The sequence below is a fragment of the Mycobacterium mantenii genome (genome assembly GCF_010731775.1).
Lineage (GTDB): Bacteria > Actinomycetota > Actinomycetes > Mycobacteriales > Mycobacteriaceae > Mycobacterium > Mycobacterium mantenii.
On record NZ_AP022590.1, the window covers coordinates 4,265,212 to 4,280,408 of the forward strand.

Consider the following 15,197-nt stretch of genomic DNA (forward strand, 5'->3'; position numbering starts at 1 on the left):
GGGGACCTTTTCGGGGAGCGGTGCGCGCTGCCACGGGTACGACCACGTCGATGACGCTTGCGCGGAGTTGGCCGTCCGCCGGGGACCGCGGTGACCACCTGCGTCGACGCGCCGCGGCGTGCTGGGCCGCCGCGTGAACGCAGCGGTGAATACAGCGCGCGCCTTGCCGCCCTGGGCGGCTTTGCCGTCCGGCACAAGAGATTGGTGATCGGGGCGTGGATCGGCGTTGCGGTCATCCTCGCCGTCGCCTTCCCACAGCTGGAGACCGTCGTGCGCCGACAGTCGGTCCAGCTGTTGCCCGGCGACGTGGCGTCGTTTCAGGCGCTCGACCGCATGGCGACGGCGTTCGATGAGCGGGGCGCAAAGACCTCGATCGTCATTGCGATGGAAGACCCGGCCGGGCTGACCCCACCCGCCCGGCAACGCTACGACGCGCTCGTGGCCGCACTGCGCGCGGACAAGACTCACGTCCTGCTGGTCCAGGACCTGCTCGCCGATCCCATCACCAGAACCCACGCGTTGAGCGCGGACGGGAAAGCGTGGTTCCTGCCGATCGGTATCGCCGGCACACTCGGCGACCCCACGGCGGCCGCATCGGTGGACGCCGTGCGGGCGCAGGTTTCCTCCGTCTTCACCGGATCCTCGACCATCGCCTATGTCACCGGCCCGGCCGCGACCTTCCGCGATCAGATCGGCTCCGGCGAGCACGAACTGCTCTTGATCTCGGTCGCGACCGCCGCCCTCATCGGGCTCATCCTGCTGCTGGTCTATCGATCGGTGCCCACCGCCCTGCTGCCGCTGCTGGTCATCGGCGCGAGCGTGGCCGTTGGCCGGGGCGTGTTGTCGGCGCTGGGTGAATTCGGCGTTCCCGTCTCACAATTCACCATCGCATTCATGACCGCGGTGCTGTTGGGCGCCGGCACGGACTACAGCGTGTTCCTGATCAGCCGGTATCACGAGCAACGGCGACAGGGAAACGCCCCGGACCAGGCCATCATTCACGCGTGCGGCAGCATCGGGCGCGTCGTGTTGGCTTCGGCGGCCACGGTTGCTTTGGCGCTGGCGTCCATGGTGTTCGCGCACCTGAGCGTCTTCCAAGGCGTTGGCCCCGCCTGTGGCATTGCCGTTTTGATCGGATTCCTGGCCACCATCACACTGCTCCCACCGCTGTTGGCGCTGGCGGCCACCCGCGGCATCGCCGAACCCCGGGCCGACCTGTCGCGGCCGTACTGGAATCGGATCGCCGTCATGGTGGTTCGACGACCAACGCCATTCCTGGTCGCGAGTCTGGTGGCATTGCTGGCATTGGCCGGGTTCGTGGCCACCATGACGATCAGCTACGACGACCGCACAGGGCAACCGGCCGGCACCGCCAGCAATCGCGGCTACCGGCTGCTGGATCGCCACTTTCCCAAAGACACCGTCATCAACGAATTCCTGCTCGTGCAGTCCGGCACCGACATGCGCACGGCGAAAGGACTCGCCGATCTCGACGCACTGGCCTCGCGAGTCGCCCAGCTGCCCGGGGTCACCCGTGTCTCCGGTGTCACTCGTCCGACCGGTAAACGGCTCGACCAGGCCCAATTATCGTGGCAGAACGGGCAAATCGGCGACAAGATGGCCGGCGCAGCCGCCGACGGCCTGGCCCACCGGGACGACCTGGCCAAGCTCACCAACGGAGCCGACCAACTCGCGGCCGGTTTGGGCCAACTCGACGCCACACTGCGCCGCGCGCTTACGCCGCTGACGGATCTCTTGAACCAAGCACACGACACGGGCCAAACGCTGCAGACCGCCCGTCCCTTGCTGCAACAACTCAACGCCACCGCACCCGCCGTGGATCAGGCCGTCCACACCGGCGCGGGGCTGCGGCCGCTGGCCCAGCAAGCCACCGGCGCCATCGCGGCAATCGAACCCCTGATCGACGGCCTCAACACCTCCGCCTGGTGTGCGGCCACGCCGCAATGCGGGCAGCTACGCGACGAAACTCAGATACTGGTCACACTGCGCAACGGTGGATTCTTCGACCGGGTGGCCGGTCTCAGCGATCAGTTCAACCAAAACACCTCCCTCGCAAGCACACTCACTGATGTTCAGAACGCCGCCACCACCCTGCAGCAGACGCTCGGCGCGGCCGGCGACCCCGCCGACCTCGCGGCCAACATCCACCGCCTGCAAGACGGGGTGAGCCGACTCGCCTCGGGCGCCCAGGCACTGGCCGCGGGGGTACATGCCCTGGCCGACAGCAATATCCGGCAGCTCAGCGGCATGAGCCAAATCGCCACCCAGCTGCAGAAATCCGCACGCGCCACGGCGGGATCGGATGCCGCCTCCGGCTTCTACCTCCCCCCGAACACATTCGACAATCGCCAATTCGGTGATCTGGCGCGCCAATTCATTTCCCCCGACGGACACACCGCCCGGTTCGCCATCACCTCTTCATACGATCCCTATTCCGCTGCCGCAATGGACCTGAACCACAAGATCATTGACACCGCCAATGCCGCCCGGCCCAATACCTCGCTGGCCGGCACGACCATCTCAATGGCCGGCTTCACCGCCGTCAATTCCGACCTCCAGCACCTGCTGTCCGCCGACTTCGGCCGGCTGGCCACCACCACCCTGCTGATCGTCGGCCTCGTGTTGGTCCTGCTGCTGCGCGCCCTGGTCGCCCCGCTCTACCTGCTGGGCACCGTCGTCCTGAACTACTTCGCCGCCCTCGGACTGGGAGTGCTGGTCTTCCAGTACGGGCTCGGCCACGACATCGCCTGGCCCGTGCCGCTTCTCGCGTTCATCCTGTTGATCGCGGTGGGCGCCGACTACAACATGCTGGTGATCTCCCGCCTGCGTGAAGAATCCGTCCGCAGCATGCGCGTCGGCGTCCTGCGCACCGTCACCAGCACCGGCTCCGTCATCACCTCCGCTGGGCTCATCTTCGCCGCCAGCATGTTCGGGCTCATGATCGGATCACTCGACATGATGATCCAAGCCGGCTTCATCATCGGCTGCGGACTGCTGCTGGACACCTTCGTCGTGCGAACCCTCACCGTCCCCGCTATCGCCACCCTGTTACGGGAGCGGAGCTGGTGGCCCCAGCGGCGAGGCGCGTGATCATCCGTCGAACATCGCATTGATCAGTCGGTGAAACACCTGCCCGACTTCGAGACGGGACCGCTCCGGGTCGTCCGCGGTCGCGATGACCATCGCCGCCTCGTCCAGCGCGCCGATCAGCACGTGCGCCAACGGCCGCACCGGTTGCTCGGCCAGCTGGCCGGCCCGGATCGCCTCGGCGAGCATCTGCTCGGTCATGCCCAGGCTGTACCGCTGGGCGACATCACGAAAACCGGCCCAGCCCAGCACGCTCGGGGCATCCAGCAGCATCAGCTGGCGCACCTCCGGATCGCCGGAGACGTCCAGCCACGCGTCGACCGCGGCCCGGACCGCTTCGGCGGGTGTGGTGGCTCCGGACTCGGCCACCATGACGGCCATCCGCGCCATCACGTCCTGCTCGACGGCCTCGACGACCTCGCGGAATAGCGCTGCCTTGTCGGCGAATTGGTGGTACATCGCGCCCCGGGTGACCCCGGCCGCGCTGGCGATCTCCGGCGTCCCCACCTCGGTGTAACCCCGCAGCCCCCACAGCTTGCGGGCAGCCGAGATCAGCGCGTCGCGGGTCGCCGCGGAGCGCTCTTCCTGGGTCCGTCTCTTGCTTTCCATACAGCCTGTTGGTAACTTACGAACAGGCAGCCTGTTTGTAAGTGTATCTCTGAACTAGGAGTTTGCTATGTCGACGATCGACATTAGTGCCGGAACCATCCATTACGAAGCAACCGGACCCGAGGACGGCAGGCCCGTCGTCTTCGTGCACGGCTTCATGATGGGCGGCCAACTGTGGCGCCAGGTCAGTGAACGTCTGGCCGCTCGTGGGTTGCGGTGCATCGCCCCGACCTGGCCGCTGGGTGCGCACCCCGAGCCGCTGCGCCGCGGCGCCGACCGGACCATCACCGGCGTCGCCTGCATGGTCGCCGAGGTACTCGACGCCCTCGACTTGCAGGACGTGGTGCTGGTCGGCAACGACACCGGCGGCGTCGTCACCCAGCTGGTAGCCGTGCATCATCGCGAGCGGCTGGGTGCGCTGGTGCTCACGAGTTGCGATGCGTTCGAACACTTTCCGCCACCTATCCTCAAGCCCGTCATCCTGGCGGCGAAGTCAAAGACATTGTTCCGCACCGCGATTCAGGCGGTACGGGCGCCGGCGGTGCGCAAGCGGGCCTTCGACGGGCTGGCGCATCGCAACATCGATGAGCTCACCGAGATCTGGGTGCGCCCGGCGCTGTCGCTTCCGGCGGTCGCCGAAGACCTGCGACAGTTCTCGCTTTCGATGCGCACCGAGGTCACCACGACGGTGGCGGCGCGGCTCTACGACTTCGACAAGCCGACGCTGATCGCATGGTCGGCCGACGACGTGTTCTTCGAACAGGAAGACGGCGCACGACTGGCCGCGACCATTCCCAACGCCCGGCTCGAAGTCATCGAGGGAGCCCGAACCTTCTCCATGATCGACCAGCCCGACCGGCTCGCCGATCTGCTGTCGACGATCGCGGTTCGCACCTGACCGACGGGCCTTCTCGACGCTGACGCCGCCGGGCGCGCCGGTGGCGGTAGCGTCTTGGCCATGTCAGATGCGACGTCGCCCCTGCACGGCCGGCGAATCCTGGTGACCGGCGGCGCCACCGGTATCGGCGCGGCCGCCGTCGAAGTCCTCACGGCGGCGGGAGCCGAGGTGGCCGCGACGTATCACCAGACGCCGCCGCCGGAAGGCCTGGCGGCCGAGTGGCTGCAGTGCGACGTGCGCGTGGCCGACGCCGTCTCCGCGATGGTCGCCGAGGCGGCGCGGCGCCTGGGCGGACTCGACGTTCTCGTGAACGCCGCGGGCCTGTGGCAGGCGGGGATCCCCGGCCACATCGACGCCGACGCCATCTCGTTCCTGTTGGACACCAACGTCAAGGCGACCATCCTCACCAATCAGGCCGCCTACGCGGTGATGAAGGGCCAAGACCCCAAGGGCGGCAGGATCATCAACTTCGGGTCCTCCGAAGCGGTGATGGGCAGCCCGATCTCGGCGGTCTACGCGGCGACCAAGGGTGCGGTGCAGGCGTGGACGCGGTCGGCCGCCAAAGCCTGGGCCGGTGACAAGATCACCGTCAACGCGCTGGCGCCCGCGGTGCAGACGGCCGGTGCCGACAGGCTCCGGGATTTCCTCGGCCCGGACGCCGCGGCCCTGATCGACCAGCAGATGCAAATGATGATCCCGCTCGGCGGCACCCTGGGCGAGGCCGCCCGCGACGTCGGGCCGATGCTGGTGTTTTTGGCCGGGCCCGGTTCGGGCTTCATCACCGGGCAATTGCTGGCGGTGGACGGCGGCCTGATGATGGTGGGCGGATAGGCAGCGCGACTAGCTACCAAAACCACTGCGCCGCATCAGCTTTGAGTGTCGTCTTTCGGCGTGACCGATCGGCTGCCGCGACGGCGCCGGCCGGACGAGCGAACCGACCGCGATTCCGAGACTTCGTCACGTATTTCGCGCGCCCGGTTCCTGAGCAGGATCAGCGACCTGTGCAGTTCGAACAGCATGGAGCCATGATCGCACCCCGATGCGGACGGACCCGCCATACACGCTGGCTTCAGCGGGAACCCTGGGCGAAATGGGCGTGAAGACTTTTCCAACACCATCGGTGCGGTGTGCGGCAGTTTCGCGGCGTTGAGCCGCCAGCTACTATAAGACGGACCGTCTCGTCTCGTAGGATGGGCAGAGTGAAGGTGAATCCGGCCGATGGCTGACGACACGATTCAAGCGCTGCTGCGTAAGCGCTTGACCGATGCATCGATTGCGGTGAAATTCCGTGACGTGCAATGGACTTGGCGCCAGTACCTGGAGGGAGCCGCGGCGCGGGCCGCGGCACTGATCGCCGCCGCCGATCCGCACCGGCCGATGCACATCGGCGCGCTGTTGGCTAACACCCCCGAGATGGTCAGCCAGATGGCGGCGGCCGGGCTCGGTGGCTACGTACTGTGCGGACTGAACACCACCCGGCGCGGTGAGGCGCTGGCCGCCGACGTTCGCCGCGCGGACTGCCAGTTCGTCGTGACCGACGCCGAACACCGGCCGCTGCTAGACGGCTTGGACCTTGGGGCGACGCAGATCCTCGACTCCTCGACGCCGCACTGGGGCGAATTCATCGCCGCCGCCGGTGAGCTGGAACCGCACCGTGAGGTGACCGCGATGGACGCCTTCATGATGATCTTCACCTCGGGGACGAGCGGAAATCCCAAGGCGGTGCAGGTCTCCCACCTCATGGCGACGTTCGCGGGCCTCAATCTGGTCCAGCGCTTCGCCCTCACCGAACAGGACACCTGTTACGTCTCGATGCCGCTGTTCCACTCCAACGCAGTCGTCGCCGGATGGGCACCCGCGGTGTGCTCCGGTGCCGCGATGGTGCCGGCGAAGTTCTCGGCGAGCAGTTTCCTCGACGACATCCGCCGCTACGGCGCCACCTACATGAACTACGTCGGCAAACCGCTCGCGTACATCCTCGCCACCACCGAACGCGACGATGACGCCGACAATCCCCTGCGGGTGGCCTTCGGCAACGAGGCCAATGACAAGGACATCGACGAGTTCGGCCGCCGGTTCGGTGTGCAGGTCGAGGACGGGTTCGGCTCCACCGAGAACGCCGTCATCGTGATCCGCGAAGAGGGCACTCCCAAGGGCTCGATCGGGAAAGGCATGGACGGGATCGCGATCTACAACAGCGACACGATCACCGAATGTGCGGTGGCCCGATTCGACGCCGACGGCGCCCTCGCCAACGCCGACGAGGCAATCGGCGAATTGGTCAACACGGCCGGTTCGGGCTTCTTCACCGGCTACTACAACGACCCGGACGCCAACGCCGAACGGATGCGTCACGGCATGTACTGGTCCGGGGACCTGGCCTATCGCGACGCCGAGGGCTGGATTTACCTGGCCGGCCGCACCGCCGACTGGATGCGGGTGGACGGCGAGAACCTGGCCGCGGCGCCTATCGAGCGGATCCTGTTGCGCCACAGCGCCATCAGCCGGATCGCGGTCTACGCCGTGGCGGATGGCCACGTGGGTGACCAGGTGATGGCCGCGATCGTCCTCAACGACGGTCACACCCTTGCGCCCGACGAATTCGAAGCGTTCCTCGACGCGCAGCCCGACCTGTCCCCAAAGGCCCGCCCGCGTTACGTCCGCATCGCGGCCGACCTGCCCAGCACCGCCACGCACAAGGTGCTCAAGCGCCAGTTGATCGCGCAGGGTACGGCCGTGGGGCCGGACGAAGTGCTGTGGGAGCGCGAACCGCGGGGAACGGCCTACACGGTTCGTGGCGATCGCAAGGGCGGCGGAGCCGGGCGCGGCGGGTCGCCACCATCGGCTAACCCGGGTTCCTCGGTGCCCGACGCCGGATCTGACCCTTCGACCGCCGCACCCGTTTGACCGGGTCTCGGCTTGTGCCGCCGGCGATCTCGTCACGCAGTTGGGAGATGTTGGAGATCTCCGCGTACAGTCCGCGGATCGCGTAGTCCAGGACGGCGAACGAGTAGCGCTGTTCGGGGTCGTCGGTGATGCCGAGTTCGACCGACCGCTGCCGCGACCACAGTGCCTCGTCCAGCCGGGCCCGGGTCGCGTCGAGATGCCGGTCCAAGGTGTCGAGGACGTGTTCGGGATCCTGGCCGCGGGCCAGCCAGGTTTTGAGGATGACGGGGTGTTTGATGACTACCTGGTCCTGACCGGGGAAGTGCTGGACCCAGCGACGCAGTGCGTCCAGGCCGGCATCGGTGGTCTCGTACAGGGTGATCGCGCGCTTGCCCGATTGTGCGCCGATCTCGCTGACCATGCCCCGCTGCAGCAGACGGGTCAGTTCGCGCCGCACGTGGCTGACCGATGGAGACCAATAGAAGTGGCCGACAGAGAGTTCGGCGCGCATCTTGATCTCGCCGGCGGTGAGTTGCTCGTCGTTGGCCGCCAGCACCCCCAGGACCAGGTAGGCGGTGACGGGCAGTCCGTTGGCGGTTCTGGGGCTCACGAACCGTCTGTTTCCGCGCCGGTGAAGTACGGGAGCGTCACGTCGGTTCCCGCGGTGTGGAATTCCACGCGCACCCGCATGCCGATGGTCAGGTCTTCCGGCGGCACGCCGACGACATTGGTCAGCATCTGGTAACCCTCGTCCAGGGTGATGATTGCCGGCGCATAGGGCGGGTCGAATTCCGCTGTGACCGGCCGGTAAACGACCGTCCAGCTGTAGATCTCGCCCCGGCCGCCGCCCCGCTGCCAGCTGACGTCCTCCGAAAGGCATTGGCGGCAATGCTCGGTCGGCGGGAAGTTCGCCGATCCGCAAGCGCCGCAACGCTGGTAGCGCAGCTCGTGGGCGCGGCATCCCTCCCAGAACGGAACGCTGACGTGGCTGCTCGCATGCGGGACGGACCCGGACTGGGGCCGCAATGGATCTGACGTCATCGTGGTTCGTCTCCCAGGATCAGCACCGTCGTGAACAGGGCCCCCGCTCCCCCGTTGCTGCACAGCGCGACGTGCGCGTCGGGGACTTGAAGATCGCCGGCCCGTCCGCGCAGCTGCTGGACCGCGCGGATGGCGCGCTGCATCATCTGCGGGTTGGCGCCCGCATGGCTGAACGACATGGTTCCGCCGTCGGTGGTGATGGGATGGCTGCCGTCGATGGCGATGTGACCGTCGGCGACGAACGGTCCGCCCTCGCCGTCGCCGCAAAAGCCGAAAGCCTCGAGCTGACGGATGATTTCGAAGGAGAACGGGTCGTAGAGTTCCAGCACGTCGACGTCGTCGCGGCGCAATCCGGCGTGGGCGAACGCGCACTCGGCCGCGCGCCGGCCCACCACGCCGTTGACGTGATCGCCGCGCCGCCCGGCGAGGTCGTAGGCGGGCGGATGCTGGTATGACGGGCCGTGGAAATCCGCGCCACTGCCCAGCACGTAGATGGGTTGGCTTGCGCCGTCGATCTTTTCGACGTTCGCCACGACCAGTGCGCAGCCGCCTTCGGAGGTGGTGGCGCAATCCAGGAGGTGGAACGGGTCGGCGATGGGCCGGGACGCGGTGATGTCCGCGTGGGTGAACGGTCCACGGTCGTAGTAGACGGCTTCGGGATTGCGGGAGCCGTTGTTGCGGATGGTCGCCGCCACCATCGAAAGTTGTTCGCGCGTGGTGCCGTACACATGCATGTGTCGCCGCGCGATGAGCGCGAACTCGGCGGTGGTGAACATGCCCCAGGGGGCGACGAATTCGTTCTCGGGCCGGGTCCACGGCGCCGTCGCCTCGTGGTCGCGGTATTCGCCGGCCTGGGCCGCGACCAGCACCACCACGTCGGCCATGCCGTGCTCGATGGCGGTGACCGCCTCGGTGATCATGCCGACCCCGAAAGCCAGGCCTTGCCAGGCCGGGCCGATGCGCAGGTCGTAGATCAACGAGGTCGACTGCGGGCTCGCGCTGATGCCGTCGACGTCGTCAAGCGTCAGGCCGGCATCGTCGAGCGCGCCCAGGATCGCCTTGATCGCCAGGCCGCGTGACGTTTCGCCGTCCAGCCGCCGGCCCTGCCGGGTGTTATGCACTCCGACGATCGCCGCGGTGCGCTTCGCCGCGGTCACGGATATTCCATTCCGTTACAGCCCTTCAGTTTTCGTCCGCAACGACACCGAGGTAGGTGCCCCGGACCTGGTATCGTCGCCCGTCGCGGGTGATGGTGCCGATCGCGGTGGCACGCGTGTCGATCGTCTGGGTGTCCGCCGCATCCATGTCCACGATGTCGATGCGCACGTCCACCGGACGTGCCGTCTGCGGGTCGGTGATCTCGACTACCATCGCGACTGCGTGCTCCTCCTCGTCCCATTCGACGCTGGTGATGCGGTGGCGGGCGGTCAGCTCCATCACCACGGAGTCCTGGCGCACCAAGAAGCGCACCGGTGCGCACAGCTCGCCGGCGCGGGGCGGCACACAGAGGCTGACCGCCATCTCACAATCCCGCCGGCCGGTCGCTGATGGTTCCCGACTCCCGCATTGCGGCCAGGTCGTCCTGGCTGTGTCCCAGGACGCCGGTCAGCACCTCCTCGGTGTGCTGGCCATACAGCGGAGGGACCCGCCGGATCCACCGCCGCGGTGTGCCCAGGAACGCGAAAGGCATTCCGGTGCAGAGGAAAGACCCCGCCACGGGATGGGCTACCGTTTCCCAGAAGCCCCGGGCCCGCAGCTGCGGATCGGTCAGCAGGTCCGCGGCCGGCGTGACGCGGGCGGCAGCGACCCCGGCCGCGCGCAGCGCATCGACGGCCTCGGCCACCGAATGCAACGCGGTCCAGTCAGAGATCAGCTTGTCGATGTCGTCGGGCCGTCCGGCCCAGCCGGTTTCGTCCAGCCCCGGCCGGCCGAGAAGCCCGGCCAGCGACACGCGGGCGTCGTCGTCCATCGCGGCGAGCGCGACCCATTCGTCGTCACCACGGCAGCGGTAGACGCCCTGGGGTGCGGCCCCAGGGCCGCGGTTCCCGTTGCGGCGCATCGTGATTCCGTGACGGGAATATTCGACCAGCATTTCGGCCGCCACGTTCAGCGCGGCCTCGACCATGGTCGACTCCACCTGCATCCCGGCGCCCCGGCGGTCGCGGATCGCCAGGGCCGCGATGGCGGCGAACGCGGCGTGCAGGCCGGCGATCGGGTCGCACACACCGCGCGGGATCACCGGTGGGCCGACGGCGTGCCCGGTCATCCACGCCATGCCGGTCGCCTGCTCCATCGTCTGCGCGAAGCCGACGCGATCGCGCCATGGGCCGTCGAGGCCGAACGCGGGCATCCGGACCAGGATCGCCCGCGGGTTGGCCGCGCGCACCGCCTCCCATTCCAGTCCGAAGTTCGCCATGACCCGGGGTGAGAAGTTCTCGACGACGAGATCGCTTGCGGCGATGAGCTCGAGCGCGAGCTCTCGTCCGGCGTCTGTGCCGAGTTCGATGCTGACACCCCGCTTGTTGTTGTTGCTGCACAAGAACACCGGGCCCCATTCCCACCATTGGTCCCAGTCGGGCGGACGGCCAGCGGAAAACCTCATGCCGTCGGGCCGGCGCACGCCCTCGACCTTGATCACGTCGGCGCCCAGGGCACCCAGCAGCTGGGTGGCCACCGGGCCGGCCCAGAACGCGGTGAAGTCGGTCACCCGCACGTCGGCCAACGGCAGCGCGTCGGCGTCGTCGCCTCGCGGCGGTTCGGGTCGCACCGGCCAGTGCACGCGCCCGTTATCGGCGCCCAGCTGCGGCGGTTCCCCGCGCGCCGCGGTCGCCATCGCGTCGCTGCGATACGGCACCCGCGGCGCCAGCACCCCGGCACCCGATTCGACGAAAACGCCGCGTTCCACAAAATGATCGATGGTCGGGAGCATCTCGGGCGTCGCGATGGGGGCCACCGGAATCCGGAACGCCACCGCGAGGTCGACGATCTCCTGGGTGGTTCGGCATCCGGTCCAGTCGGTGACCATGCCCAGGAACTCGTCGCGGCGCTCGACCCGTCCGGCGAACGAGGCCAGTTCGGCGTCATCCAGGAGGTCGGGTCGCTCGATCATCACCAGGAAGTCCCGGAACTGTTGCGCGGTGATGGTGCAGAAGCCCACCATGCCGTCGGCCGTCGGGACGATCGACGGCAGTTCCAGACTGCGTTCGTACAGAAGCGAATCGGCGCCCAGCACGCTGGCCGACATCGCGGACAAACCGCCCATGGCGATCGCCATGGCCTCGTACGTCGAGACGTCGATGATCTGGCCCCGGCCGCTTCGGCCCGCATGCCTGGTCGCCGCCGCGGCCGCCGCCGCCGCGAACGTGCCCGCCAGCCACTCGCCGAGCCGGCCGCCGGCTTGCACCGGCTCGTCGTCCGGCCAGCCGCGACCGGCGATCGATCCGCACAGCGCTTGCAGGATGAATTCGTTGGCGACGACCTGGTCGTCGACGTAGGGCCCGGTGGTGCCGAACGGCGTTACGGCCACCACCACGGCCGAAGCCGCGGTGTGCCTGGTGATGTCGCCGAGCATCCACCCGTCGGTGAGGTCGGTGAGCACCAAGTCGGCGCCGGCCAGCAGGGCGGTGATGTCGGCTTGGTCGTGGTTGACCACCGACTTCTTGCCCGCGGCCAGGTAGCCGAACAACGCGCCGGGTGGTCCGCCGGCCTGCCACCCGCGCAACGAATCACCTTGCGGGGATTCGACTTTCACGACGTCGGCGCCGGCGTCGGCGAACATCTTGCCGCAGTAGGACACCGCCAGGCCGTTGCACAACTCCAGCACGCGCCAGTGCGCGAACGGCGCCTCGGCCCCCACGCTCAGTTGCCCAGGGTGGTGGCGCGGCCGGCGATGCCGGCCACCTCGACCGTCACCGGCGTCTGCGCCGAGGCCTGAGCCTGCAGCCCGAACTGCGTCATCCGCGTCCACGCGTCACGGTCACGCTGGCTCGCGTGGCGCCCGACGTGGGTGACCACGTCCACGTCGGTGGCCTGGGCGCGCAGATAGCCGGCCCGCGCATGCTCCTTCGGGATGTACCGGAACGGGTCGAACGAGTATGCGGCCATGGCGTTTTCGTGGGTGATCTTGTCGATGACCGCGTCGTCGAGGTGGCCCATGGTTGCGATGATGTCCTCCGGCGCGAAGGGCCAGTTGCTGTCGGAGTGCGGGAAGTCGGACTCCCAGCACAGCATGTCCTCGTTGAACCAATTCATGTTCTGCACACCGACTTTGTCGCTGATGAAGCAGGTGTAGAAGTGCCGTTTGAACACGTCGGTCGGCCCGTCGTAACCGGGTGGGAAGGTCGCCAGCGTCCAGCCCGAGTGACGGTTGTAGACGTGCTCGGCCCGCCACAGGAAGTACGGGATCCAGCCGACGTCGCCCTCGGTCAGCGAGAACTTCAGTTGCGGGAAGTCCGCCCAGAACTGCGCCCAGATCAGCTCGGTGAAGGTGAACATGCTCATCATCGACGAGGCCGTCATCTGCACGCTGGGCGGGGCGTCGGTCGACACCTGCGGGGATCGCGATGCGGAGCCCACGTGCGTGCACAGCACCGTGTTGCTATCGCAGACCGCCTCGAACAACGGATACCAGTACTTGGTGTGAATGCTGGGCATTTGCAACGCCTCTGGGTTCTCCGAGAACGTGACGGCGTGACAGCCCTTGTCGGCGAGGCGTTTGACCTCCTGGGCGGCCTCGGCCACGTTGAACAGCGGCAGGATGCCGCACGGGATGAACCGGCCCGGGTAGGCGCCGCACCATTCGTCGACGTGCCAGTCGTTGTAGGCCTTGATCATCACCAGGTTCGTATCGCGGTCGGGACCCTGGTTCAGGACCTGGCCGGAGAAGCCGGTGAAGTTCGGGAAGTTCAACCCGGCCAGCTGGCCGCCGGCGTTCATGTCCCGCACCCGCTCGTCGACGTTGAAGCAGCCCGGCCGCATCTCGTCGTAGCGCGAGGCGTCGATGTTGTACATCTCCCGCGGCTTTCCCGCGACGGCGTTCAGGCCCATATTGCGGCCGCGGATCTCGCCGTAGTACCACTGCTGAATTCCGTCGGGTTCCAGGACGACCCGCGGGGCGCGGTCTTTGTAGGCGGCGGGAACGTGGGCGTCGAACATGTCGGCCGGTTCGGCGATATGGTCGTCCACGCTGATCAGAATCAGATCGTCCTTGTTCATGCCGCGCTCCTCGATCGATTCGATAGCGACTAGTAGACAATGGTGTGCATCACAGTGTCAACCGCGGTCGCTGGTCAGCGTTGCGTGCGCTGCCCGCCTTAATTTGCTGTCGTGCAACGGCGCAGCTGCGGGCAGCGACGTCACGGGGCCCGGACCAGTTTCAACCCGCCGCTGACGCAATTAGCGACTATTAGTCGATCTCTCCGGGCGGCCGTGGACTCCGGTGGTGGGATGCCGCGATGCCGATCGGCATCGCGTGCCACCATCGGGCATGGCCGGGCCGGGAAGGTAACGGGAGTTGACCACCAAGAGAGCTGCGCGTCCGACCACCGCCGACGTGACCCGGTTGGCCAGCGTGTCGACCGCGACGGTCAGTTATGTGCTGAACAACGCGCAGGGGCGGCGCATCTCCCCGGAGACCCGCGATGCGGTGTACCGTGCGGCCAAGCTGCTCAGTTACCGCCCCAATCTCGCCGCCCGCAACCTCGCGCGCGGTAAAAGCGGTGTGGTGCTCTACGTGGTGCCGCACGTGGCCGTGAGCGAGATGCGGGTCGAGCACCTGGTCGAACGTGGCCATCGTCGGATCGCGGTCGCCTACACCGGAATTACGAGATGGCGCCCGCTGGGTGACTACTGGTTCGAGGGCGTCTCACGCGCGGCGCAGTTGGGTGACCTTCCGCCGGTGCGGGTCGGCGAGGTCACCCTGGACAACGCTGCCGACGTGGTCAGCGGCTGGGTGGGTGACGGGGTGACCGCCGTGTGCGCGCAAAGCGACGAGATCGCCTGCCTCGTCCTGGACGGACTCTACAAGGCGCGGCTGCGCTGCCCCGGTGACCTCGCGGTGATAGGCGTCGACGCGAGCCCGATGGGCATGGTGAGCACGCCGCCGTTGACTACCGTGCAATTCGATCCCTGCGCGGTCGCCGACGCGGCACTGGCTGCGGTCTTCGAGCGGCTGGGTCATCCGGCACCACCGTCTCCGGAGCTCACCGACATCGCCCGCCTGGTGGTGCGGTCGTCGACCTAGCTCAGTCGGCGGGCTCGTAACGCAGCAACGTGACATCGTGTTCGGGGTGGTCGCAGAACACCGGCCTCACCCGCATCCCGACCTTGAGGCGGGCCGGGTCGACGTTGACCATCTCGGTGGAAAACCTTGGGCCCTCGTCCCATTCGACAATGGCGAGCAGCTGGGGTACGGCGTCGGCGAAATGCGGGCTGACCGGCCGGTGGGCCACCGTGTAGGAGTAGAGCGTCCCCATCCCGGAAATCTCGCGCCATTCCAGGTCGTCGGCCAGCGTGCGCGGCGCGCGCACCCGCGGGTAGAACACGTAGGCCTGCAGCGACGGCGAGTACTGGATGACGATGCGGTGTTCGGCCAGCGCATCCCAAAAGGGCTCGCTGGTAGGCGTTTTGACGGGCATCGGGCGTTCGAACTTCATCT

14 protein-coding genes are annotated in these 15,197 nt (G+C 67.7%); 5 read left to right on the forward strand and 9 right to left on the reverse strand.

The annotated features are described in order from the left end of the window. Positions 1-90: 90 nt before the first annotated feature. Positions 91-3,111, forward strand: coding sequence for an MMPL family transporter (locus G6N50_RS19290; protein ID WP_083094729.1), 3,021 nt, complete (start codon positions 91-93; stop codon positions 3,109-3,111). On the opposite strand, the gene G6N50_RS19295 is transcribed toward G6N50_RS19290, so the two are convergent. Continuing rightward, entirely contained in the window at positions 3,112-3,717 is a 606-nt protein-coding gene (locus tag G6N50_RS19295) for a TetR/AcrR family transcriptional regulator (protein WP_067839547.1), read from the reverse strand. A 67-nt stretch (positions 3,718-3,784) separates the two neighbouring features. On the opposite strand from G6N50_RS19295, the gene G6N50_RS19300 reads away from it, so the two are divergent. Both G6N50_RS19300 and G6N50_RS19305 read left to right on the forward strand, forming a co-directional pair. Then, on the forward strand, positions 3,785-4,615 hold the full coding sequence (locus tag G6N50_RS19300; RefSeq protein ID WP_083094730.1) for an alpha/beta fold hydrolase: 831 nt from the start codon (positions 3,785-3,787) through the stop codon (positions 4,613-4,615). Positions 4,616-4,675: 60 nt separating this feature from the next. After that, positions 4,676-5,446: an SDR family NAD(P)-dependent oxidoreductase gene (locus tag G6N50_RS19305; protein ID WP_083094731.1), complete on the forward strand. Its 771-nt coding sequence runs from the start codon at positions 4,676-4,678 to the stop codon at positions 5,444-5,446. Positions 5,447-5,481: 35 nt separating this feature from the next. Here the strand turns inward: G6N50_RS19305 and G6N50_RS19310 are convergent, their stop codons facing one another. After that, complete coding sequence (locus tag G6N50_RS19310; RefSeq protein WP_158086058.1) at positions 5,482-5,634, reverse strand: hypothetical protein; 153 nt, start codon at positions 5,632-5,634, stop codon at positions 5,482-5,484. Between the two features lie 199 nt (positions 5,635-5,833). Between G6N50_RS19310 and fadD1 the strand changes: the two genes are divergently transcribed. After that, the gene (fadD1, locus tag G6N50_RS19315) at positions 5,834-7,522 is read left to right on the forward strand and encodes a fatty-acid--CoA ligase FadD1 (RefSeq protein WP_083094732.1); all 1,689 of its coding nucleotides are present in this window, start codon (positions 5,834-5,836) and stop codon (positions 7,520-7,522) included. On the opposite strand, the gene G6N50_RS19320 is transcribed toward fadD1, so the two are convergent. From G6N50_RS19320 to G6N50_RS19345, 6 genes are read right to left on the reverse strand one after another with little or no spacing between them, the layout of a single operon-like run. Then, positions 7,461-8,111 (reverse strand): MarR family transcriptional regulator, encoded by a 651-nt coding sequence (locus G6N50_RS19320; protein WP_083094733.1) that lies wholly within the window; start codon positions 8,109-8,111, stop codon positions 7,461-7,463. The two genes, fadD1 and G6N50_RS19320, sit on opposite strands and share 62 nt — an antisense overlap. After that, on the reverse strand, positions 8,108-8,542 hold the full coding sequence (locus tag G6N50_RS19325; RefSeq protein WP_083094734.1) for a Zn-ribbon domain-containing OB-fold protein: 435 nt from the start codon (positions 8,540-8,542) through the stop codon (positions 8,108-8,110). Before G6N50_RS19325 ends, G6N50_RS19320 begins: the two co-directional genes overlap by 4 nt. After that, entirely contained in the window at positions 8,539-9,699 is a 1,161-nt protein-coding gene (locus tag G6N50_RS19330) for a thiolase family protein (protein ID WP_083094735.1), read from the reverse strand. The genes G6N50_RS19325 and G6N50_RS19330 overlap by 4 nt, the downstream gene beginning before the upstream one ends. Positions 9,700-9,724: 25 nt before the next feature. Then, on the reverse strand, positions 9,725-10,063 hold the full coding sequence (locus tag G6N50_RS19335; RefSeq protein ID WP_083094736.1) for a hypothetical protein: 339 nt from the start codon (positions 10,061-10,063) through the stop codon (positions 9,725-9,727). Between the two features lies 1 nt (position 10,064). Then, positions 10,065-12,398 carry a CaiB/BaiF CoA-transferase family protein gene (locus tag G6N50_RS19340; RefSeq protein WP_083094737.1) on the reverse strand — a complete coding sequence of 778 codons (2,334 nt, stop codon included), beginning with the start codon at positions 12,396-12,398 and terminating at the stop codon, positions 10,065-10,067. 2 nt (positions 12,399-12,400) lie between these two features. Beyond that, complete coding sequence (locus tag G6N50_RS19345; RefSeq protein WP_083094738.1) at positions 12,401-13,756, reverse strand: amidohydrolase family protein; 1,356 nt, start codon at positions 13,754-13,756, stop codon at positions 12,401-12,403. A gap of 298 nt (positions 13,757-14,054) precedes the next feature. Here G6N50_RS19345 and G6N50_RS19350 point away from each other — a divergent pair, with 298 nt between their 5' ends. After that, a complete protein-coding gene (locus tag G6N50_RS19350; RefSeq protein ID WP_083094739.1) occupies positions 14,055-14,783 on the forward strand; it encodes a substrate-binding domain-containing protein in 729 nt (242 codons plus the stop codon). Position 14,784: 1 nt separating this feature from the next. On the opposite strand, the gene G6N50_RS19355 is transcribed toward G6N50_RS19350, so the two are convergent. Next, positions 14,785-15,195 (reverse strand): Zn-ribbon domain-containing OB-fold protein, encoded by a 411-nt coding sequence (locus G6N50_RS19355; RefSeq protein WP_083094740.1) that lies wholly within the window; start codon positions 15,193-15,195, stop codon positions 14,785-14,787. Positions 15,196-15,197 lie beyond the last annotated feature (2 nt).